This window comes from Phenylobacterium immobile (ATCC 35973) (assembly GCF_001375595.1).
Taxonomy (GTDB): domain Bacteria; phylum Pseudomonadota; class Alphaproteobacteria; order Caulobacterales; family Caulobacteraceae; genus Phenylobacterium; species Phenylobacterium immobile.
The window spans coordinates 926,803-945,853 of sequence record NZ_CVJQ01000001.1; the positions used below are offsets into that span (position 1 = coordinate 926,803).

Annotated in this window: 22 protein-coding genes and 1 other RNA gene; 11 read left to right on the plus strand and 12 right to left on the minus strand. The window is 67.7% G+C overall.

Annotation, left to right across the window (positions count from 1 at the left end):
* Positions 1–51: 51 nt before the first annotated feature.
* Together BN1313_RS04700 and BN1313_RS16260 are read left to right on the plus strand one after the other, a co-directional pair.
* Positions 52–456 carry a VOC family protein gene (locus BN1313_RS04700; protein ID WP_091737140.1) on the plus strand — a complete coding sequence of 135 codons (405 nt, stop codon included), beginning with the start codon at positions 52–54 and terminating at the stop codon, positions 454–456.
* A gap of 114 nt (positions 457–570) precedes the next feature.
* Positions 571–1,989 carry a hypothetical protein gene (locus tag BN1313_RS16260; RefSeq protein WP_141653069.1) on the plus strand — a complete coding sequence of 473 codons (1,419 nt, stop codon included), beginning with the start codon at positions 571–573 and terminating at the stop codon, positions 1,987–1,989.
* Between the two features lie 39 nt (positions 1,990–2,028).
* Here BN1313_RS16260 and rsmD read toward each other — a convergent pair whose 3' ends face one another.
* Complete coding sequence (gene rsmD / locus BN1313_RS04710; protein ID WP_091737143.1) at positions 2,029–2,598, minus strand: 16S rRNA (guanine(966)-N(2))-methyltransferase RsmD; 570 nt, start codon at positions 2,596–2,598, stop codon at positions 2,029–2,031.
* 2 nt (positions 2,599–2,600) lie between these two features.
* Positions 2,601–4,022, minus strand: a complete 1,422-nt coding sequence (locus tag BN1313_RS04715; RefSeq protein WP_091737146.1) for a pseudouridine synthase — start codon at positions 4,020–4,022, stop codon at positions 2,601–2,603.
* Between the two features lie 12 nt (positions 4,023–4,034).
* On the opposite strand from BN1313_RS04715, the gene tadA reads away from it, so the two are divergent.
* The 3 genes from tadA (at position 4,035) to groL (ending at position 6,739) form a co-directional block, all read left to right on the plus strand.
* Positions 4,035–4,481, plus strand: coding sequence for a tRNA adenosine(34) deaminase TadA (gene tadA, locus BN1313_RS04720; protein WP_091742333.1), 447 nt, complete (start codon positions 4,035–4,037; stop codon positions 4,479–4,481).
* A gap of 267 nt (positions 4,482–4,748) precedes the next feature.
* Positions 4,749–5,036, plus strand: coding sequence for a co-chaperone GroES (gene groES, locus BN1313_RS04725; RefSeq protein WP_091737149.1), 288 nt, complete (start codon positions 4,749–4,751; stop codon positions 5,034–5,036).
* A gap of 59 nt (positions 5,037–5,095) precedes the next feature.
* A complete protein-coding gene (gene groL / locus BN1313_RS04730) occupies positions 5,096–6,739 on the plus strand; it encodes a chaperonin GroEL (RefSeq protein WP_091737152.1) in 1,644 nt (547 codons plus the stop codon).
* A 56-nt stretch (positions 6,740–6,795) separates the two neighbouring features.
* Here the strand turns inward: groL and BN1313_RS04735 are convergent, their stop codons facing one another.
* The 5 genes from BN1313_RS04735 to ssrS form a co-directional block, all read right to left on the minus strand.
* Positions 6,796–7,299, minus strand: coding sequence for a hypothetical protein (locus tag BN1313_RS04735; protein ID WP_091737155.1), 504 nt, complete (start codon positions 7,297–7,299; stop codon positions 6,796–6,798).
* Positions 7,299–7,652 carry a phage holin family protein gene (locus BN1313_RS04740; protein WP_091742336.1) on the minus strand — a complete coding sequence of 118 codons (354 nt, stop codon included), beginning with the start codon at positions 7,650–7,652 and terminating at the stop codon, positions 7,299–7,301. The genes BN1313_RS04735 and BN1313_RS04740 overlap by 1 nt, the downstream gene beginning before the upstream one ends.
* A 181-nt stretch (positions 7,653–7,833) precedes the next feature.
* Positions 7,834–8,664 carry a TIGR00282 family metallophosphoesterase gene (locus tag BN1313_RS04745; protein ID WP_091737158.1) on the minus strand — a complete coding sequence of 277 codons (831 nt, stop codon included), beginning with the start codon at positions 8,662–8,664 and terminating at the stop codon, positions 7,834–7,836.
* A gap of 9 nt (positions 8,665–8,673) precedes the next feature.
* Positions 8,674–9,237, minus strand: a complete 564-nt coding sequence (locus BN1313_RS04750) for a 5-formyltetrahydrofolate cyclo-ligase (RefSeq protein ID WP_245620092.1) — start codon at positions 9,235–9,237, stop codon at positions 8,674–8,676.
* A 25-nt stretch (positions 9,238–9,262) separates the two neighbouring features.
* Positions 9,263–9,424, minus strand: a non-coding RNA gene (gene ssrS, locus BN1313_RS17065) — 6S RNA.
* 83 nt (positions 9,425–9,507) lie between these two features.
* Here ssrS and BN1313_RS04755 point away from each other — a divergent pair.
* The 3 genes from BN1313_RS04755 to BN1313_RS04765 all read left to right on the plus strand — a co-directional run bounded on the left by BN1313_RS04755 (position 9,508) and on the right by BN1313_RS04765 (position 13,217).
* On the plus strand, positions 9,508–10,548 hold the full coding sequence (locus tag BN1313_RS04755; protein WP_245620093.1) for a fatty acid desaturase family protein: 1,041 nt from the start codon (positions 9,508–9,510) through the stop codon (positions 10,546–10,548).
* Complete coding sequence (locus BN1313_RS04760; RefSeq protein ID WP_281176466.1) at positions 10,545–11,099, plus strand: sugar O-acetyltransferase; 555 nt, start codon at positions 10,545–10,547, stop codon at positions 11,097–11,099. Before BN1313_RS04755 ends, BN1313_RS04760 begins: the two co-directional genes overlap by 4 nt.
* A 69-nt stretch (positions 11,100–11,168) precedes the next feature.
* Positions 11,169–13,217, plus strand: a complete 2,049-nt coding sequence (locus tag BN1313_RS04765; RefSeq protein WP_091737161.1) for a right-handed parallel beta-helix repeat-containing protein — start codon at positions 11,169–11,171, stop codon at positions 13,215–13,217.
* Positions 13,218–13,245: 28 nt separating this feature from the next.
* On the opposite strand, the gene BN1313_RS04770 is transcribed toward BN1313_RS04765, so the two are convergent.
* Entirely contained in the window at positions 13,246–13,476 is a 231-nt protein-coding gene (locus BN1313_RS04770; RefSeq protein ID WP_091737164.1) for a DUF4287 domain-containing protein, read from the minus strand.
* 76 nt (positions 13,477–13,552) lie between these two features.
* On the opposite strand from BN1313_RS04770, the gene BN1313_RS04775 reads away from it, so the two are divergent.
* Together BN1313_RS04775 and BN1313_RS04780 are read left to right on the plus strand one after the other, a co-directional pair.
* Complete coding sequence (locus BN1313_RS04775; protein WP_091737167.1) at positions 13,553–14,170, plus strand: peptidylprolyl isomerase; 618 nt, start codon at positions 13,553–13,555, stop codon at positions 14,168–14,170.
* Positions 14,170–14,859 (plus strand): TonB family protein, encoded by a 690-nt coding sequence (locus BN1313_RS04780; RefSeq protein ID WP_141653070.1) that lies wholly within the window; start codon positions 14,170–14,172, stop codon positions 14,857–14,859. The genes BN1313_RS04775 and BN1313_RS04780 overlap by 1 nt, the downstream gene beginning before the upstream one ends.
* On the opposite strand, the gene BN1313_RS04785 is transcribed toward BN1313_RS04780, so the two are convergent.
* Genes BN1313_RS04785 through BN1313_RS04795 form a run of 3 tightly spaced genes read right to left on the minus strand, consistent with a single transcriptional unit; the run spans position 14,860 to position 15,952 of the window.
* A complete protein-coding gene (locus BN1313_RS04785) occupies positions 14,860–15,207 on the minus strand; it encodes an iron chaperone (RefSeq protein ID WP_091737173.1) in 348 nt (115 codons plus the stop codon). It lies immediately after the preceding gene.
* Positions 15,204–15,533, minus strand: coding sequence for a cell division protein ZapA (locus tag BN1313_RS04790; RefSeq protein WP_091737176.1), 330 nt, complete (start codon positions 15,531–15,533; stop codon positions 15,204–15,206). Before BN1313_RS04790 ends, BN1313_RS04785 begins: the two co-directional genes overlap by 4 nt.
* Positions 15,530–15,952, minus strand: a complete 423-nt coding sequence (locus BN1313_RS04795) for a DUF4164 family protein (RefSeq protein WP_091737179.1) — start codon at positions 15,950–15,952, stop codon at positions 15,530–15,532. Before BN1313_RS04795 ends, BN1313_RS04790 begins: the two co-directional genes overlap by 4 nt.
* 39 nt (positions 15,953–15,991) lie before the next feature.
* Here BN1313_RS04795 and tkt point away from each other — a divergent pair, with 39 nt between their 5' ends.
* Entirely contained in the window at positions 15,992–17,962 is a 1,971-nt protein-coding gene (gene tkt, locus BN1313_RS04800) for a transketolase (protein ID WP_091737182.1), read from the plus strand.
* A gap of 50 nt (positions 17,963–18,012) precedes the next feature.
* Here tkt and BN1313_RS04805 read toward each other — a convergent pair whose 3' ends face one another.
* A complete protein-coding gene (locus BN1313_RS04805; protein WP_091737185.1) occupies positions 18,013–19,002 on the minus strand; it encodes a glycosyltransferase family 9 protein in 990 nt (329 codons plus the stop codon).
* Positions 19,003–19,051 lie beyond the last annotated feature (49 nt).

Here is a 19,051-nt window from a genome sequence, read left to right on the forward strand (position 1 = left end):
GGGGCGAGGGCGGACGTTGAGCCGACAGACGCCAACATCCAGGAGCAGCCCATGGAACTGTCTCGCGGTCGTTTGATCGATCACGTGCACCTGCGCACTCAGAACCTGCCCGCCACCGCCGCCTTCTATCGCGCTGTCATGGCCGCGTTGGAAATCCCGATCACCGGCGAAGACGACGAACACTTCAGTGTCGACGAGTTGTGGATCGACGTTGGTGAGCCGGCGACCCACGTCCACCTGGCGTTTCAGGCGCGTGATGAAGCCATGGTCCAAGCCTTCTATGACGCCGCCTTGCAGGCCGGTGGCCGCGATAACGGCGCGCCGGGCGTGCGTGACTATCATCCCGGCTACTACGCCGCCTTCGTGCGCGATCCGGAGGGCAACAACATCGAAGCGGTGCACCATGGCCCGCACCGCCGATCCGCCGAAGCGGTGGTGTTGACCTGGGACGCGTGAACCCGGCCGGCAACATTAACCGTACCTGACCGTTGGCTTCACTGCGGGGCCAATCTGGGCCGCGCATGTTGCAGACGACGCACTCCAGCGTCCGATGACCGCAAGGTGACTCCCATGTCCCGCACTCGTTTGAAGACCACGCTCATCTTGGGTCCTAGCCTTCTCGCTATGGCCCTGGCGTCGTGCCGCGATGAGGCCCAGCAATCCGCCGCCCGGCCACTGGAACCGCTCAGCGGCTATGAAACCGTCGCGGCTCTGCCCGCGGCGCCGGCGGCGCGTGTCGCGCCGGTCCCTCAGAGCGCCGGCTATCAGCTGGCGGAGCGGGCCTATGGGCTGCAGGAAGCGTTCTATGATGCGCCGCCGGCCTACGGCTTCGACTACGACGGTCGCCAGGGCATGGCCTGGGAGACCGAGGACGACTGGTCGATGTACGCCGACCCCTATGGCGACCAGGAGGTCTATTACTATTATCAGCCCGACGCGCCGCGGCCGTACTTCGTGCGTGACAGCCAGTACGGCTATGGCTTCGACGCCGCCGGAGTGCTGATCGCCCTGTTCGACAGCAACGGTCGCTACCTTGACCGCGATCAGTTCCGCGGCGCAGCGCCGCTTGCCGGCCGCTATTACGCCAACGGCGGAGATCTGCGCCGCGCGGCGCGCAATCGCGCGCCAATCCGGCAGGAGGTCTGGCGCACCCGCGCGCCGCGCGTTCAGGCGACTGCTCAACCCTGGATTCGCGCCGTCCGCAACGACGCCGACTGGCGCGCCTGGCGTGATCGCGATGATCGCGGTGATCCTGCGCCGCGTTTTCGGGCGAGGCCCCAACAAGTCGTCTTCGAACAGGACCGCACCCGCGACCTGCAGCGCGAACGCTTGCAGCAGGATCGGCGGCGACAGGTTCTTGAACAGCGTGATCGCGAGCAACAAGTCCGCCAGCAGCAGGCCGATGCGCAGGCCCACGCCCGCGACCAGCAGCAGGCGAATCGCGATCAGGCGGCGCGCGTACGCCAGGTCCAACAGGGTCAGCGGGAGGCACAGCAGAGCCGGGTCGCCGCGCAACGCCAGCAGCAGGCGAATGAGCGTCAGCAGCAAGCCAATGCGCGCCAACAACAGGCGGACCAGCGTCGTCGGCAGGCTGAGCAGCAACAGCAACAGCAACAGGCCAGCCAGCAACGGGCGAATGAACAACGCGCCCAGCAGCAGAGGGCGCAACAGCAGGGTCGCGAGCAGCAGGCCCAAGCGCAACGGGCTCAGCAGCAGGCGAAGCAGGAACAGGCGCGCGCCCGCCAGCAACAGCAGCAGGCGGCCCGCGAGAACGCGGGGCGCCAGCAGGCGGCGCAGGCCAGAGCGCAACAACAGCAGGTGCGTCAGGCCCAACAGGCCCCGCGCGAAGCTCAACGCCAACAGCAACAGGCCGCCCGCGCGAACCCCGCCGCTGATCACGCCCGCGAAGCCGCAGCGCGCGCGAAAGCGGACCGACCGCAGCAGCAAGCCCCCGGTCGGAACCGCGGTCCCGAGGGCCGGCGCGACTAGCCGCCAGGCGGGCGGCCACTCAAAGCCGTCCTCGCCCGCCTAGCCGCCGGCGAGCTTCAGGAAGTGGACGCGGGCCGCGCCATAGTCGCGGACGTCGAGACCTTCGTACCCTGGGGCCAAGATGTCGGGTTCCTCGGCCCCGCGCTCGAAGACGACCAGGGCGTCCTTCGCCAACCAGTCGCCCTCGATCAAACCGGCGAGCGCCTGTTCGCCCAGCCCCTTGCCGTAGGGCGGATCCAGGAACGCCAGGTTGAACGACGGGCCATCGGCGCCAGGCCGCAGGCCCAGGGCGGTGGCGTCGCGCCGATGCACGCGGGTTCGGCCGAAAAGGCCAAGCGCGTCGATATTGTCGCGAATCGCCCCGCGCGCCATCTCGTCGGTCTCTATGAAGAGCGCGAACCCCGCGCCGCGGGATAGCGACTCAAGACCGAGTGCGCCTGAGCCGGCGAAGAGGTCGATGACACGCCTGCCTTGCAGGCCGGTTGACCAGGGCGCGTGCTCAAGGATGTTGAACACCGCCTGGCGCGCCCGATCTGCGGTCGGTCGTGTCAACGCCCCCGGTGGCGCGGCCAGGGTCCGGCCACGAAATTCACCCGCTACAATTCGCAAAGTTAGCGGCCTCCGTCGGGTCCGCCACGGCCAGGCTTGGCGCCGGGTTTGGGGCCGGGCTTGCGACCGGGTCGTGCGGGACGCGAAACGGTCGGCGCGGCGGCGCCGGCCGTATTGGCAGGACCTGAGCGGTCCGAGGCGGCGCGTTCCGGTTTGGGGCGCTGGAAGCCTCGCCCGGTCGATGGGACGGCCTTTGTGGGTCGGATGACGCTGCGGCCCGGCTTGGCCGCGGCCGGAGGCTTGCCCTTCTTGCGCGGCGAATTGCCGGAAGGAGGCTTTCCATCGGAGTAGAAATACTTCACCGGCCGCGCCTCGCCAGGCTTCAACGGCCTGCCGTTCTTGCCCAGGGCCGGCTTGGCGTAGATCGGCGAGGCCGCCTTGTCCTTCTCTACGAAGGGCCGGCTTTTGCCAACGCCGTGCGGACTGGCCTTCGGCTTCGCCTTCGCCCAGCCGGCCTTGTAGACCTTCTTTTGCGGCGCCTCAGGCGGAGAAGGGACCATGGCGTCGGCGGGCGTGCGGCGAGGCCGGTTGGGCGTCGCTGGTCGCCGGTAGAGCGGCCGCTCACCCGCCGGCATGTTCGCGGGGTCGATATAGTCGACCATCTGCTCACGCAGGACCCGCGGACCGATCTCGTCCACCTCGCCAGGTTCTAACGTGCCGAGCGCAAACGGTCCGTAGGAGAGGCGCAGCAGGCGGTTCACCTTCAAGCCGACGGATTCCAGCACGCGGCGGACTTCGCGGTTCTTGCCCTCGGCCAGGGTGATGGTGATCCACAGGTTGGCGCCGGCTGGGCCCTCTTTGGCCTTGTCCAACGTAGCTTCGATCGGGCCGTAGTGGACACCTTCGACGGTGACGCCGGCCTTCAGGGTGTCGAGCTTGGCCTGGGTGATCCGGCCGTGGGCGCGCGCTCGGTAGCGCCGCGGCAGGGCCGTCGCCGGCAGCTCCAGAGCGCGCGCCAGTTCGCCGTCGTTGGTGAGCAGCAGCAGGCCTTCGGTGTTGATATCGAGCCGGCCGACCGAGATCAGACGCGGAAGTTCGCCGGGCAGATTGGCGAACACCGTTGGTCGACCCTGCGGGTCCTTGTGCGAGGTCACCAGGCCAACCGGCTTGTGATAGCGGAACAGCCGCGTCGGCTCGGCGTCGCCGACCACTTCGCCGTCCACCGTCAGGATGTCGCCGGGTTCAACCTTGACCGCCGGCGTCGTCAGCGTCTGGCCGTTGAGCGCCACGCGACCCTCGGCGATCAGCCGTTCTACGTCGCGGCGCGAGGCGACTCCGGCGCGGGCGAGCGCCTTGGCGACGCGTTCGCCCTCGCCGCCGGCGGCAAGGATGACGTCGTCATCGCCGTCGTCTTCGCCATTGTCTTGATGAGGCCGGGCTTGACCTGGGCGATAGGCGCCGGTTCGTAGGGGATCGTGGACCATGATCATCGCACCATGCGCATCGCCCTTGAGGCGGCGCAAGCCGCAGCCGACGCAGGCGAGACGCCCGTCGGCGCCGTCGTCTTCGATATCGTCACTGGCGAAGTAATCGCTCAAGCCGCGAACCGCCCGATCGCAAGCCACGATCCGACCGCCCACGCCGAGATCTTGGCCTTGCGGGCGGCGGCCCAAAAGCTCGGCAACTACCGGTTGACCGGCCTAGGCCTGGCGGTGACCCTTGAGCCTTGCGCGATGTGCGCGGGCGCCGTCAGCCATGCGCGCATCGGTCGGCTGGTGTTCGGGGCGACGGACCCGAAGGGCGGCGCAGTGGTCTCCGGGCCGAAATTCTTCGACCAGCCGACTTGCCACTGGCGCCCGGAGGTTGTCGCAGGCGTGCTCGCTGAAGAGGCGTCCGTGCTGCTAAAAAGCTTCTTCCGGGCGCGTCGGGGGACTCGCATTTGAGATAGTTTGTTTTTCTTCGGCCGAGGCCTTGCATCTGAGCGGGGGAGGATTATTTCCGCGGCTGCCCAATCTGGGCGTTTCCTCCCAAGGAAGAACAAACTTTAAGGCTGGGCTCACGCCCGGCCTTTTTTGTTTTTATCAGCCTTCCTTGACTCCGAACCGACTGGAACCTACTTCCGCCTCGCGTTGGCACTCGTGGCTGGCGACTGCTAACGGCAGTCGCCAATGGCTAAGGCCATCGCAGCAAATTCGGATGGAGAATAATAAATGGCGTTTCGTCCCCTCGGAGACCGCGTCCTCGTCAAGCGTGTCGAGGAAGAGGAAAAGACCAAGGGCGGGATCATCATTCCCGACTCCGCGAAGGAAAAGCCGCAGGAAGGCGAAGTGATCGCCACCGGCCCCGGCGCCCGCGATGACAGCGGCAAGATCCAGCCCCTCGACGTTAAGACGGGCGACCGCATCCTGTTCGGCAAGTGGTCGGGCACCGAGGTTCGCCTCGAAGGCCAAGACCTGCTGATCATGAAGGAAAGCGACATCCTGGGCGTGGTCTCCTGATCGGCCGAGCCGACCTTTAGAGACCCCTCCCGGACATCCCCTAGAAAAGAGAGACAACCATGGCTGCGAAAGACGTTTATTTCGCCTCTGACGCGCGCGACCGTATGCTGCGCGGCGTCAATATCCTCGCCAATGCGGTGAAAGTGACCCTCGGCCCCAAGGGCCGCAACGTCGTCATCGAGAAGTCGTTCGGCGCCCCGCGCTCGACCAAGGACGGCGTTTCCGTCGCCAAGGAAATCGAGCTGGCGGATCGCTTCGAGAACCTCGGCGCCCAACTGATCCGTGAAGTCGCCTCCAAGACCAACGACAAGGCCGGCGACGGCACCACGACCGCCACGGTCCTGGCCCAAGCCATTGTCGTCGAAGGCCTGAAGTCGGTGGCCGCGGGCATGAACCCGATGGACCTGAAGCGCGGCGTCGATAAGGCCGTCGCCAAGGTCGTCGAAGAGATCAGGAACACCTCGCGCAAGGTGACGAGCAATTCGGAAATCGCCCAGGTCGGCACCATCTCCGCCAACGGCGACACCGAAGTCGGCGAGATGATCGCCAAGGCGATGGACAAGGTCGGCAACGAAGGCGTCATCACCGTCGAGGAAGCCAAGACCGCCGAGACTGAACTCGACGTCGTCGAAGGCATGCAGTTCGACCGCGGCTACCTGTCGCCCTACTTCATCACCAACCCGGACAAGATGGAGGCCGATCTCGAAGAGCCCCTCATCCTGCTCTTCGAAAAGAAGGTTTCCTCGCTGCAGCCGCTGCTGCCGGTGCTGGAAGCCGTCGTTCAGTCGGGCCGTCCCCTGCTGATCATCGCTGAAGACGTCGAAGGCGAAGCCCTGGCCACCCTGGTGGTCAACAAGCTGCGCGGCGGCCTGCGGGTCGCGGCTGTCAAGGCGCCGGGCTTCGGTGATCGCCGCAAGGCGATGCTGGAAGACATCGCGATCCTGACCGGCGGTCAGCTGATCAGCGAAGACCTCGGCATCAAGCTTGAGAACGTCAGCCTCGACATGCTCGGCAAGGCCAAGAAGGTCACCATCGACAAGGACAACACCGTCATCGTCGATGGTGCGGGCGACAAGGACGGCATCGAAGGCCGCATTTCGCAGATCAAGCGTCAGATCGAGGACACCACCTCGGACTACGACAAGGAAAAGCTGCAAGAGCGTCTGGCCAAGCTGGCCGGCGGCGTGGCCGTGATCCGCGTCGGCGGCGCGACCGAAGTCGAAGTTAAGGAAAAGAAGGACCGCGTCGACGACGCCCTCAACGCGACCCGCGCGGCCGTCGAGGAAGGCATCGTTCCCGGCGGCGGCGTGGCCCTGCTGAAGGCCTCCAAGGTCCTCGACGGCCTGAAGGGCGACAACGACGACCAGGACGCGGGCATCGCCATCGTCCGTCGCGCGCTGCAGGCTCCGATCCGTCAGATCTCGGAAAACGCAGGCGTCGAAGGTTCGATCGTCGTCAGCAAGGTGCTTGAAAACGCCTCGCCGACCTTCGGCTTCAACGCCCAGACGGAAGAGTATGTCGACCTGATCCAGGCCGGCGTGATCGACCCGGCCAAGGTGGTTCGCACCGCCCTGCAGGACGCCGCCTCTGTGTCTGGCCTGCTGATCACGACGGAAGCGGCCATTGTCGAAGCGCCCAAGAAGGGCGGCGGCGCGGCCGGCGGCATGCCCGACATGGGCGGCATGGGCGGCATGGACTTCTAAGTCCGATCCACTCGAGCGAAATGAAGGGGGCGGGGCCGCGAGGTCCCGCCCTTTTTCTATGGCGCGCGCAGCTGGACGATGACCGCAGGCCAAGTGAGGACACCTTGCAGGGCGCGCAGGTCGCCGGCCTGGCGGGTGAGTTCCAGCGCCTGCTCATCGCGGGCGGCGGCTGCGTTCAAGGCGCACTCCGACGCCCAGGGCGCAAAGCGGCGATGGCCGCTCAGCGCCGCGCGCGCGGCGTGGACAACGGCGGCGAGGGCTGCGTCATAGGCGGTCTCGAAGGCGGGATCGTTGTCGCGCAGGATCCGGTCTGAGACCGCCTGCACGCGCGCCGGACCGAGGCGGTGCGGCTCGCCGACAAGCGAAGCCCAGACATCATCCAGCAGATGGGACGCCTCTGACAGGCTCTCGTGCGGCGCGGCGGCGATCAGGCGTTGGGCGCAGGCCGCGGCGAAGGCCGCCCGCCCCGCGCGGTTGAGCCGCATGGACTGGCCCTGAATGCGCCGCGCCTCGGCCTTGGGCGTCCGGGGCCGCCGGCCAAGCCGAAGAGTCCAGTGCATCAGCGGCGGCCGCCGTCCTTCAGCAGGGCTGCGGCGATCCAGCTCGCGATGCCGGTGACGATGGCGGCGCCGATACCAGCCAGCAGACCATCGACGTAGAAGCCGCTCAGGAGGACGGCGACCAGACCGATCATGGCGGCGTTCACGACCAGCAGGAACAGGCCAAGCGTCAGCAGGGTAAGCGGCAGGGTCAGAAAGAAGACCACGGGCCTCACGAACGCGTTGACCACGCCAAGCAGGAGCGCGGCCGCCGCCAACGATGGGAACGAGGAATAACCCACGCCGGGGACGATCTTGGCGGCGACCCAAAGGCCGACAGCGGCGAAGATCGCGCGAACGAAAAATCTCATCAGCATGACGGCGGGCTCCTGCTCAAGCTTCGCCCCCTTTGTCCTCGCCTATTGTGCCGACTTCAAGCCGCTCGGCGCGCCCGCCGGGCTGACTTGACCCCGGGAAGGGTCGATCTCCGTCGCGGCTGCCGCGTCAATCGAAGCGCGGGCGAAGCGCGGCGTTCGCGGCGCTATGCCGCTGACATCAGGCGCCCTGCGGCAGGGGCACGGTTTGCGAGAGGCGCCCGCCCATGCGGATCGGCTCGACCCGGCGGGCGAGGCCGGTTTTCGGGTCGGTCTCGACATACACGCCGCAAATGGTCGCCGGTCCCTCGGCGGGTCTGTAACGGCCGCCGGAGATGCGGGTGGTGAACCGACGTAGCGGTTCTTCCTTCTGGTTGCCGATGACGCTGTCGTAGTCGGCGCAGGCGCCGGCGTCGGTCTGGTAGGCGGTGCCGCCCGTCAGGATCTGGCAGTCGGCGGTCGGCACATGGGTGTGGGTGCCGACAACCAGACTGGCGCGGCCGTCGCAGAAGTGACCCATGGCCATCTTCTCGGACGTGGCTTCAGCGTGCATGTCGACGATGATCGCGTCGGACACCATGCCCAGCGGCGAGGCCTCAAGCGCCTTGTCCACGGCGGCGAAGGGATCGTCCAGGGCGTCCATGTGCACGCGGCCCAGCAGATTGATGACCACGACGCGATGGCCAGCCTGGGTCTCAAACAGCTGCACGCCGCGGCCGGGCGCCGAGGCCAGGACCGGATAGTTAAGGGGCCGGATCAGACGCGGCTCGCGGACGATGTAGGTCAGGGCTTCCTTCTGGTCCCAGGAGTGGTTGCCGAGCGTTAGGCAATCCGCTCCGGCGTCAAAAAGCTCCCGCGCGGTGGATTCGGTGATGCCGAAACCGGCGGCGGCGTTCTCGGCGTTGACGATCACAAAGTCGAGGCCAAGGTCGCGCTTCAGCCCAGGCAGGTGCTCCGCCACGCCGTCGCGGCCGGACCGGCCAACCACATCACCGAAGAACGCAAATTTCATGAGGCTTCCTTACCCGACGACGATGTAGCCCGTCTCGGTCAGGATGGCGTCGAGGCGCTGGTCGTGGGCCTCCAGCGCAAGTTCCTCGACTTCCTGGCCCGCGTAAGCCAGGCCCAGCACGAAAACAGGGCCCGTCGCGCGCAAGGCCGCCAGGGCTCGATCATAGTGGCCGCCGCCCTGGCCCAACCGCCCGCCTGCGCGGTCGAAAGCGAGGAGCGGGCAGATCACCAGCTGGGGGACGACGAGCGTGGCGTTCTCGAGCGGCGCAGGCACGCCGAAGCTGTCGGGCGCCAAGGCTTCGCCCGGTCGCCAAGCGCGAAAGGCCAGAGGCGCGCCTCGGGTCGCGACGGGCAGGGTGCTGACCGCCCCCGTTTCCAGGAGGCGGGTCATCAGCGGCTGGGGATCCATTTCCGATCCGGCCGCGCGATAGCCGCTGAAAGTGGAATAGGCCGGCAGACGATCGAGGGGCATTCGCTCCGCCGCGCGGTCGCTGGCGCTGGGATCGGCGGCGGCGAGGGCGGCGCGCACCTTGCGCATCCGGGCGCGCAACAAGCGCTTGTCGTCAGGGTTCACCCGTCCGCCCTCAACGGGAAAGGGTGGCGGCGCCGCAGAGACCGTGAAGGACAGTTCAATTCCCTCGACCTGGCTAACCAGGTGGGCGCCGTGTGCCCAAGACCACGGTCCGGGGCAGGGACAGCTCCCTTTGAGTGAATTAAGGTCGCTGGAATTAGTTTGCCTTCGACGTGAGCCGCAGCAGGACCCGCCGACGAAGAAGATAGGGATTGGCGAAGCGCATCTCAACCCGCGCTTTCATCCGACGGCGCGCCAGCCTATCTGTCAGGCGTGCTTTCCGAACCGCCGCTCCCGACCCTGAGCCTTTCGCGCCAGGCCGCCGACCTCGCCGCTGACCTGATGCGGCCAAAGGCGTGGATCTATTGGCTGGACCTCTGTGTCACCGCGACGGTGCTCTACGCCGCCCTTTGGCTGGCGATGACCCTGGCCGCGCCGTTCGCTTGGCCCGCGGGCCTCGTCGCTGCGCTCGCGCTCTACCGCGCGATCAGCTTCATACATGAACTAACCCATCAGCGCCGTGACCAGTTGCCAGGCTTCCACGCCGGCTGGAACCTCCTGATCGGCGTTCCTTTTTTGACGCCGTCGTTTCTTTACGAAGGCGTTCACCAGTTGCACCACGCCAAGGATCGCTACGGCACGGCGCGCGACCCGGAGTACCATCCCTTGGCCCGCCGGCCGCTGGGCGAGTTGGCGGCTTTCCTTGGCGTCGCTCTGCTGGCGCCGCTGGGTGTTTTCCTGCGCTTCGGAGTGCTGGCGCCGCTCGGGTTCGTCATTCCGCCGGTGCGTCGCTTCGCTATCGCCAAGGCCTCTGGCATGGTCATCAACACCGGCTTCGCCCGCGAGGACTTCGATCGAGCCGCCCGAGCGCCCTGGCTTGCCCAGGAGATCGCCTGCTGGCTCTGGAGTTGGACGTTGATCGCGATGGTGGCCGCCGGCGTCATGCCAGTGCGGGCCTTCCTGATCGCGCTCGCGGTCTTCGCGGCCATGACGTTCATCAACCAGCTGCGCACGGCGGTGGCCCACTACTGGGAGAATGACGGAGAGCCTATGAGCTTCGAGGCTCAGTTCGCCGACACGGTGAACGTGCCGCCGCCAGCGCTCTTGCCGGTGATCTGGGCGCCGGTCGGGTTGCGCTACCACGCCCTGCACCACCTGTTGCCGCGGACGCCCTATCACAACCTGGGCGAGGCCCATCGCCGGCTGGTCGCCGCCCTGCCGCCGGGCGGCCTTTACGATCAAGTGGCCCAGCCCGAACTTGCGCCGGCCCTCGGCCGGTTGATCCGACGCGCGCGCGCATCCCAGGGCGCGTGAGCGAGCGCACCGAAAAGCAGAAGATGCTGGCCGGCGAGCTCTACTACGCCGGTGATCCTGAGTTGCAGGCCGATATGGTCGCGACCCACGTTTGGCTCGCGCGCTTCAACGCGAGCCTCGCCCAGTCGGTCGCCGCGCGCCGCGAAATCCTTGCCGAACGGCTCGCCGTTGTGGGCGAGGGAGTCGATCTGCGCCCGCCGTTCCACTGCGACTATGGCTTCAACATCCGCCTGGGCGACGGCGTCTTCATGAACTTCAACTGCGTGATCCTCGATGTGGCGCCGGTGACCATCGGTGATCGCACCGCGGTGGGTCCGGGCGTGCAGATCCTCACCGCCGATCATCCGCGCGATCCGGAGACTCGCCGCATGGGCCTGGAGTTCGGCCGGCCGGTGCGCATTGGCGCCGACGTCTGGATCGGTGGCGGCGCGTTGATCCTGCCTGGCGTGACCATCGGCGACGGAGCAGTGATCGGCGCGGGCGCTGTCGTCACCCGTGATGTGCCCGCGGGCGCGACGGCGGTCGGCAACCCGGCGCGCGTCAAGGCTTGACCGCAACGCCCCCGGGCCAACGAATGGCTGAAGGCGCCGCCAGAGCGCCGCAGAGCCTTGGGGGATGGAATGGGTCGCTTCTTCACCACGCTGGCCATGACGGCTGGCCTTTCAGCGCCGGCTCTGGCCGCCGACGGATTGTCTCTGGGCAAGCTGGCGCTGGAACCGCCGACGCTACGGGCGCTCGCCGTCGAATGGACCATCGAGGGCGACGACAATCGCAACGCCGCCGTCCGTGTGCAGTATCGCGCGAAGGGCGCTTCGGCCTGGAAGGATGGCGCCCCGCTGTTTCGGCTGCAGGGCGAGCGGGTCCTCCCCGAGATGGGCCTGGCGCCGGACCTTGCGCAGTTCGATTACACCGCGCCCAATATGTTTACTGGCAGCATCTTCGACCTGACGCCGGGGCTGGACTACGAAATCCGCCTGACTGCGGGTGATCCGGACGGCGTCGCCGGCGTCGCCATCCAGACGCTGTCGGCGCGCACACGACCCGTGCCCGCGGCCTCGACGGACGGCCGGGTCTTCCACGTCTATCCGGCGGGTTACGCCGGGCCGAAGCAGGAGCCCGCCTTCGAAGGCCTGCTCCGGGCCTATAACACCTGGTCCGAGCACGCCGACTGGAACCACGTCTACAATCCGCGGGTGCGGCCGGGCGACGTGATCCTGGTGCACGCCGGGGTCTATAGGGGCGACCGGCTCGAATATGGCAACTATAGCGTCGGCGGCCTGAAGCCCGGCGTGAAGGGGCCAGGCGTCGGCGGGCCGGGCTATGGAATTCCCTTCGACGGCATGTACCTGCTGCAGGGCAAGGGCACGGCGGAGCGGCCGATCACGATCAAGGCCGCCGGCGACGGCGAGGTCTGGTTCGACGGGGCCGGGGCGCACGAGCTGTTCAATGTCATGGGCGCCGAGTTCAACATCTTCGATGGGATCAACATCAGGAACATCGACATCGCCTATCGCGCCGGGCTGAAGCGGCTTGCCGGCGCCAAGGGCCTGACGATCGTGAATTCCAAGATCGTCGATGTCGGCTCAGCGGTGATCACCGACTACGAGGGCTCGACCGACTTCTACATCGCCGACAACACCATCATCGGCCGCGCCAGCGCCGACCATCTGGTCGGCTGGGACGCGAGCATGATCTGGAAGGACACGCCCGGCTGGCCCGCGCCGCTGACCTCGTTCCGCGCCATCGAGCTCTATGGCCCGGGCCATGTGGTGGAATTCAACCGCATCGAGCGCTTCCACGACGGGATCACGCTGGCCACCTATGGCGAGCCCGACACCCTGGCCGAGATGACCTATCCGGGCGACCGCGCACGGCTTGGCCTGAACCCCACCTATGCGCCGGGGCCGAACGCCGTCGACATCATGAACAACAACATCTCCAACATCGCCGACATCTGCGTTGAGCCGGATGGCGGGGCGCGCAACATCCGGGTGATGCGCAACCGCTGCTTCAACATCGCCGGCAGCCATGGGCTGCGCTCGCAACCGTCCTTCGGCGGGCCGCACTACTTCATCCGCAATGTCGTCTACGGCGCGATCGGCGCCGGCGGCGGGCCAGCCGCCGACGGCTCGGGCGTGGTGTTCTGGAACAACACGGTGTTCGCAGGCTCAGGCTTCGGCGGCGGACGCGGGGCGAACCTGCATCTCGCCAACAACCTGCTGGTGGGGACGTCGGCCAACACACCCGTCCTGAACATGGCGACCTTCACCGCCTATTCGACCAGCGACCACAACGGCTTCGTCGCGGCGGCTGGCGCCGCCAAGCCCTTCGCCTGGACCGCCCCCGCCACAGGCGCCGCCTATGCATCGTCGGCCCTGGTGGCCAGGAACTTCCCCGACCTCGCCGCCTACCAGAAAGCGACCGGCCAGGACCGTCACAGCCGGATGGCGGGGCTGGAAGTCTTCCGCCGCGCGGCGGCGCCCGATCCGGCAGATCCGGGTCGCCTCTATGACCCCGCCGCCCTCGACCTGCGCCTCAGGCCGCGGTCCGCCGCGGTGGACGCCGGCGCCCGCATCCCGGGCGTCACGGACGATGCGACCGGCACGGCGCCGGATCTCGGGGCCTATGAGCTGGGCGTGGAGCCGCCGCACTATGGCCCGCGGCCCTAGAGAGGCGGCTTACCGGGAGATGGAAAGGCTAAGCGTCGCCCACCTGCTTCATGCCCTTCAACAAAGCGTAGATCGCCATGGCGTGGCCGCGGCCGAGATCGAAGTCCTTGGCCATCCAATCGACGATCTGGTCCGCCTTTACGCCCTTGGCGAGGGTCGAACCCTCGGTGAAACCCTTCTCGGCGGCGAGCGCTCGAAAATCGTCCGGCGTTTTGCCCGTCTTGGCTTCGATGTTGTCGAGATAGGCTTGGAAAGACATTGTCTCGTCTCCGGCGGTGGTTCGCTCTGCAAGACGTCCGACGCCGGCCCACGCCGACAGCCGACCACGAGGAATTATGACCCACCGTCCGATCGATCGCCGCCACCTAATGCTGGGCGCGGGCGCTGGCCTTGCGCTGCCGGGAGTCGCCCTGGCGGCCGCCAAGCCGCGCGTCGTGATCCGGACGGCGCTCGGCAGCATCATCTGCGAGCTTGAAAACCAGAGGGCGCCGCTGACCACGGCCAACTTCCTCAAGTACGTCGACGCGAAGTCCTTCGACGGTGGCAGCTTCTATCGCGCGGCGCGCTCCGCCGGTCGCTTGGACAAGGACGGCACCATCGTCGGCCAGCCGCCGCCCAATGTTCGTCCCTTCCCGCCGATCCGCCACGAGAGCACGACCCGGACGGGGCTCAAGCACCTGAACGGGACGATTTCGCTGGGCCGGTTCGCGCCTGGCACAGCGACCAACAATTTCTTCATCTGCGTCGGCGACCAGCCCTATCTCGATGCCCACCCGGAAGACAAAAGCGGCGACGACAACCTGGGTTACGCCGCCTTCGGCCAGGTCGTCTCCGGCATGCCGCTAGTGGAACGCATCCTCGCCATGCCCACCGCCGGCGCCACCAAGTTCAAGGACCAGCGCGGCCAGTGGCTGACCAAGCCGGTGATCTTCACGAGCGTTAGGCGGGGCTGATGAAGGTTTTGGATGAGGGACTGGTCCGCCTCGTCGCGTTGATAACGACATCGGTGCTATTCGCGGGATCTCACCCACCATCGGCGGTCGCGCAATTTCGCTACAACTATAGGACAGTGCCGAGCCGCGGCTCGATCGATGCTGTTTGGCCAATCGAAGCCCGTCGCGCCGGATTAACTGGCTCCGCTGCGATGGTCTGCGACATCGAACGTGATAAGCCGGCAAACTGCAAAATTATTAGCGAGCATCCCGCCGGACAGGGTTTCGGCGACGGACTCCTTCGTCTGGGCGTCGTGATGAGCCTCTGGCCCATGACGCCACGCGGGTGCATGGCTTACTTCAACCACATGGTCTTCTCTGTGGACTGGCCGTTGAATCCCGAGGCGCCCAGGGCGACGCGGTGGCCAAACGAGCGTGAGATGGGCGCCGCCTTTCCCGCTGCGGCGTGGAAAGCGCAGCAAAAGGGCGAGGCCGTCTTGGACTGCGCCGTATCTGAAAGCGGTGCGCTGGCCGACTGTCGCATCGCTCATGAGGCGCCGGAGGGCTACGGCTTTGGCGCCGCGTTACTTTCGCTAACGCCGAAGATGGTGCTCCAACCGGCGAAGCCTGGAGCCGCGTTGCCCAAACGCATGGTTGTCCCCATGAACTTCGTGCCAACGATTGGCCCCTCGTTGAATTGCCGCCGGTGACTAGGCGGGCCTTAGCGCACGCTTGATCTCAGCCTTCGGCAGCGCCTGCTCGAAGCCGATCTGCAGGGTTTGTTTGCCGGTCTTGTAGCCCTTGGCTTTCAACGCCGCGCGATCCTCGGCGCTAAGTGCGCCGAGGGGAAAGCCGAAGGTGACGTGGGCCTTGGCGACGGAGAGGCCGGTGAGTTCGCGACCATCCACCCAGTAGAAGGGCACGCGATACCAGATGCGCTCCTCCGCGTGGGGCAGGGTCGCGCGGATGAAGTCGCGCAGTTCGGCGAGCTTGGCCTGGGCGGCCTGCGGCGCGGCGGCGATGTAGGCGTCCACATTGGCGGGCGCCTTGTCGCTCATTCTTCGCTCGCCAGCTTCTCGATGCGCTTGGCGGCGGTCTCGAGAGCCTGGACGGCGCGCGTCTCGGCGCGGCTGCGGTCGGCCTGGAGGCGGGTGACCTCTGCCTGCAGACTGGCAAGTCGGGCCTTCGCCTCGGCCAGCTCGTCGGCCAACATCAGCGCGCCCATCAGGAAGAGGCGCGTCTCACCGAGTTGACCCATGGCCTCGGAGACGGATCGGACGTGCTTGTCGAGGATGGCCGAGAGTTCGATCAGGTGCTGTTCCTGGCCGTCCTCGCAGCCCACAGCGTAGGGCCGGCCGTTCACACTGACGGTGACCTGGCTCATTCCGACTTCCCTTCGTCGTTCGCCAGCGCGGCGCGAATCTCATCCATGGCGCGCGACAGCGCGGCCGAAGCCTCGGCGCCGGCGGCCTCCAGCTCCTTCTCGCGCGCGCGGGACTGGTCGAGCTCGGCGGCCAGGCGGTTGCGGTCGAAGTCGAACAGGCCGCCGGCCTCAGCTCGGGCTTCGCCGACCCGGTGGGTCAGGCGCTGCTCGAGGCCCAGGACGGCGCGTTCGAGGCGCTTGGCGGCGATCTCAAGGGCGCTTTCGCTGGCTGGCGAAAGGGTGGGCGGGGTGTTGGCGGTGGTCAGGGCGCGGCCTCCTGCGCGGGCTATCGGTGTGGCCGAAAAGCTTTGGCGCCATCTTAGCCCTGCGTCGGCCCGGTTGCGAAGGTCCGAACGCGGTTGACCCCTGCGGCATCGCATGCGAGGCGGGCCTCGACTTTCTGAAAGCTTAAGAAGCCGATGCCCGCGCTCCAGACCACCATGGCCAATGCGATCCGAGTTCTGTCGATGGACGCCGTCGAACAGGCTAATTCCGGTCACCCTGGCATGCCCATGGGCATGGCCGACGTCGCCACCGTGCTCTGGACCAAGTTCCTGAAGTACGACGCCAGCCAGCCCGCCTGGGCTGACCGCGACCGCTTCGTCCTGTCGGCGGGCCACGGCTCGATGCTGCTCTACAGCCTGCTGGCGCTCACCGGCTTCAAGGGCTTCGGCCTGGATGACGTGCGGGCCTTCCGCCAGATGGGCTCCAAGACCCCGGGTCACCCGGAATATGGCCACACCCCCGGTGTCGAGACCACGACGGGCCCGCTGGGTCAGGGCCTGGCTACGGCCGTCGGCATGGCCATGGCCGAGCGCCGCATGGCCGCCCGCTTCGGCAAAGACCTGGTGGATCACCGCACCTGGGTGGTCGCCGGCGACGGCTGCCTGATGGAGGGGATCAGCCAGGAGGCGATCGCGCTCGCCGGCCGCCTGAAGCTCTCGCGCCTGACCGTGCTGTGGGACGACAACGAGATCACGATCGACGGTTCGGTCGCCCTGTCGGACGCCACCAACCAGCTCGCGCGCTTCAAGGCCGCGGGCTGGTCGGTCAAGGCTGTCGATGGCCATGACGTGGGCAAGATCAAGAGCGCGCTGGCCTGGGCGACCCGCCAGTCGCAGCCGACGCTGATCGCCTGCAAGACTAAGATCGGCAAGGGCTCGGCCACGCTCGAGGGCCACCACGACACCCACGGCAAGGCGCTCGGCAAGGCCGAGATCGCCGCCACCCGTGAGAAGCTGGGCTGGCCGCACGAGCCCTTCGTCATCCCTGACGACGTCGCTCGCGCCTGGAAGTCCGCCGGTCGCCGCGGCGTCAAGACCCGCAAGGCCTGGGAGGAGCACCTCGCCGCCTCGCCGGCCCGCGCCGAATTCGAACGCGCCGTCGCCGGCGAACTGCCGCCCCACGCCTTCGCCCAATTGGACGCCTTCATCGCCGAGGCGGAGGAAAAGGCGCCGGCCGCGGCCACCCGCCAGCACTCCGGTTCGGTGCTGGAGCGAATCTTCGGTGATATCGGCGATCTGGTGGGCGGCTCGGCTGACCTCACCGGCTCCAACAACACCTTCGTCAAGAACACCGCCGTGTTCGACGCCCCGGACTACGCCGGCCGTTATGTGAACTACGGCGTGCGTGAATTCGGCATGGCCGCGGCGATGAACGGCATGGCGCTGCACGGCGGGGTCATCCCCTACGGCGGCACCTTCCTGGTGTTCTCCGACTACGCCCGGCCGGCGATCCGCCTGGCGGCCCTGATGGGGATCCGGGTCATCCACGTCGGCACCCATGATTCCATCGGCCTCGGCGAAGACGGCCCGACCCACCAGCCGGTGGAGCACCTGGCCTCGCTGCGGGCCATGCCGAACCTGCACGTCCTGCGCCCGGCCGACGCGGTCGAGACCGCCGAATGCTGGAAGCTGGCCCTGGACGCCAAGACGACGCCATCGGTCCTGGCCCTGTCGCGGCAGAAGACGCCCGCCGTCCGCGTCACCGTGGCCGGCGAGAACCTCTCGGCTCGCGGCGCTTACCAGCTGGCGGGCGCCGGCGCGCCCGCCCAGGTGACGATCTTCGCCACCGGCACTGAAGTCGCCATCGCGCTCGCCGCTCGCGACCTGCTGGAAGCCGATGGCGTCGGAACGCGCGTCGTCTCCGTCCCGTCCTGGTCGCACTTCGCCGCCCAGTCGAGCGATTACCAGGCTCAGGTCATCGGGGAGACCGCCGTCCGCGTAGCGGTGGAAGCCGGCGTACGCATGGGCTGGGATCGCTTCATCGGCCCCGACGGCGTGTTCGTCGGCATGACCGGCTTCGGCGCCAGCGCGCCCGCCGAACAGCTCTACGAACACTTCGGCATCACGCCCGCGGCGGTCGCCGCGGCCGCCAAGGCGAAGCTTTAAGCTTCACTTTCTGATCGTCATTGCCGGGACGAGCCCGGCGATGACGTGATTTACTGAACGCCAGAGGGCGGCGCCTGCGTCGCAGCCAACAACGCCTCGGCGGCGGCGACCACGCGGTCGACGCTCAGGTCCATCATGTGGCACATCGCCTGGTCGAGGCCCGGATCGATGCGCCGGATGTCGTCCAGGCTGCGCGCGCCGCGAACGGCGCGGGCGGCGGCGCCCCAGGGCCCGTATTGACGCTCATCCGACGGGCCGAACAGGCCGAGAGTCGGCGCTCCGGCGGCGGCCGAGAGGTGCATGGCGCCGGAATCGTTGCCGATGAACAGCCGGGCGCGCTTGAGGCAGGCGTAGGAGGTCAAAAGGTCCGCCTCGCCGGCCAGGTTGATGAACCGCGCGCGGGCCGTGATATCGCGGAACGAGGCGGCCAGTTCGCGGTCGCCGGGGCCGCCCAGGATCATCAGCCGGCCGCCTTCCAGCGCCCCGCCTGAACCCAGCAGCCGCATGGCCGTGCGGCTGAACCGCTCGACAGGCCAGGTCTTGCCGATCCAATTCGCCGCCGGGGCGAGCGCCAGGATGGGCGCGGAGCCGGCCGTCAGCTTGGCCGCGCGGGCTTCGGCCTCGGGGCCGGCGAACAACCAGGGCGGCGCCGGATCGTCTTCGATGCGCAGGGTCCGGGCGGCCTCGAGCACCTTGTGGCCCGGCTCGCCGTGCGGCCGGTGGAAGATCGCGCGCCGTCGCGTCGACAGGAACCGCGTGATGGCCGAGCCGCGCATGTCGACCACCAGGCCCCAGCGACGCTTTCGCACCTTGCGCCACAGGTCGAACCAGTGGCCGCCGTCGCGCGACTTGGCGAAGGGGATGAGGGCGTCGAGGTTCGGCAGGTCGGCGAACAGCGGCGCGGCTTCGGGCCCGGCCACCACGGTGAAACGCGCGTGCGGAATCTCATCGCTCAGGCGTTTGATCAGCCCCGACGACAGCACGGCGTCGCCGATCCGCGTGGCGGTGATGAACAGAATGGGGAAGGACCCGGGCGGCATCCCTAGGGTTATAGGCGCCACACGACTGGCGCTCCAACCGCAGACGCCC

What these genes read in the sequence shown, in the direction of transcription:
- BN1313_RS04700 (WP_091737140.1), top strand. Translation starts at nt 52, where the DNA reads ATGGAACTGTCTCGCGGTCGTTTGATCGATCACGTGCACCTGCGCACT.
- BN1313_RS16260 (WP_141653069.1), top strand. Translation starts at nt 571, where the DNA reads ATGTCCCGCACTCGTTTGAAGACCACGCTCATCTTGGGTCCTAGCCTT.
- BN1313_RS04715 (WP_091737146.1), bottom strand. Translation starts at nt 4,022, where the DNA reads ATGGTCCACGATCCCCTACGAACCGGCGCCTATCGCCCAGGTCAAGCC.
- tadA (WP_091742333.1), top strand. Translation starts at nt 4,035, where the DNA reads ATGCGCATCGCCCTTGAGGCGGCGCAAGCCGCAGCCGACGCAGGCGAG.
- groES (WP_091737149.1), top strand. Translation starts at nt 4,749, where the DNA reads ATGGCGTTTCGTCCCCTCGGAGACCGCGTCCTCGTCAAGCGTGTCGAG.
- groL (WP_091737152.1), top strand. Translation starts at nt 5,096, where the DNA reads ATGGCTGCGAAAGACGTTTATTTCGCCTCTGACGCGCGCGACCGTATG.
- BN1313_RS04735 (WP_091737155.1), bottom strand. Translation starts at nt 7,299, where the DNA reads ATGCACTGGACTCTTCGGCTTGGCCGGCGGCCCCGGACGCCCAAGGCC.
- BN1313_RS04745 (WP_091737158.1), bottom strand. Translation starts at nt 8,664, where the DNA reads ATGAAATTTGCGTTCTTCGGTGATGTGGTTGGCCGGTCCGGCCGCGAC.
- BN1313_RS04765 (WP_091737161.1), top strand. Translation starts at nt 11,169, where the DNA reads ATGGGTCGCTTCTTCACCACGCTGGCCATGACGGCTGGCCTTTCAGCG.
- BN1313_RS04770 (WP_091737164.1), bottom strand. Translation starts at nt 13,476, where the DNA reads ATGTCTTTCCAAGCCTATCTCGACAACATCGAAGCCAAGACGGGCAAA.
- BN1313_RS04775 (WP_091737167.1), top strand. Translation starts at nt 13,553, where the DNA reads ATGACCCACCGTCCGATCGATCGCCGCCACCTAATGCTGGGCGCGGGC.
- BN1313_RS04780 (WP_141653070.1), top strand. Translation starts at nt 14,170, where the DNA reads ATGAAGGTTTTGGATGAGGGACTGGTCCGCCTCGTCGCGTTGATAACG.
- BN1313_RS04785 (WP_091737173.1), bottom strand. Translation starts at nt 15,207, where the DNA reads ATGAGCGACAAGGCGCCCGCCAATGTGGACGCCTACATCGCCGCCGCG.
- BN1313_RS04790 (WP_091737176.1), bottom strand. Translation starts at nt 15,533, where the DNA reads ATGAGCCAGGTCACCGTCAGTGTGAACGGCCGGCCCTACGCTGTGGGC.
- BN1313_RS04795 (WP_091737179.1), bottom strand. Translation starts at nt 15,952, where the DNA reads ATGCGATGCCGCAGGGGTCAACCGCGTTCGGACCTTCGCAACCGGGCC.
- tkt (WP_091737182.1), top strand. Translation starts at nt 15,992, where the DNA reads ATGCCCGCGCTCCAGACCACCATGGCCAATGCGATCCGAGTTCTGTCG.
- BN1313_RS04805 (WP_091737185.1), bottom strand. Translation starts at nt 19,002, where the DNA reads ATGCCGCCCGGGTCCTTCCCCATTCTGTTCATCACCGCCACGCGGATC.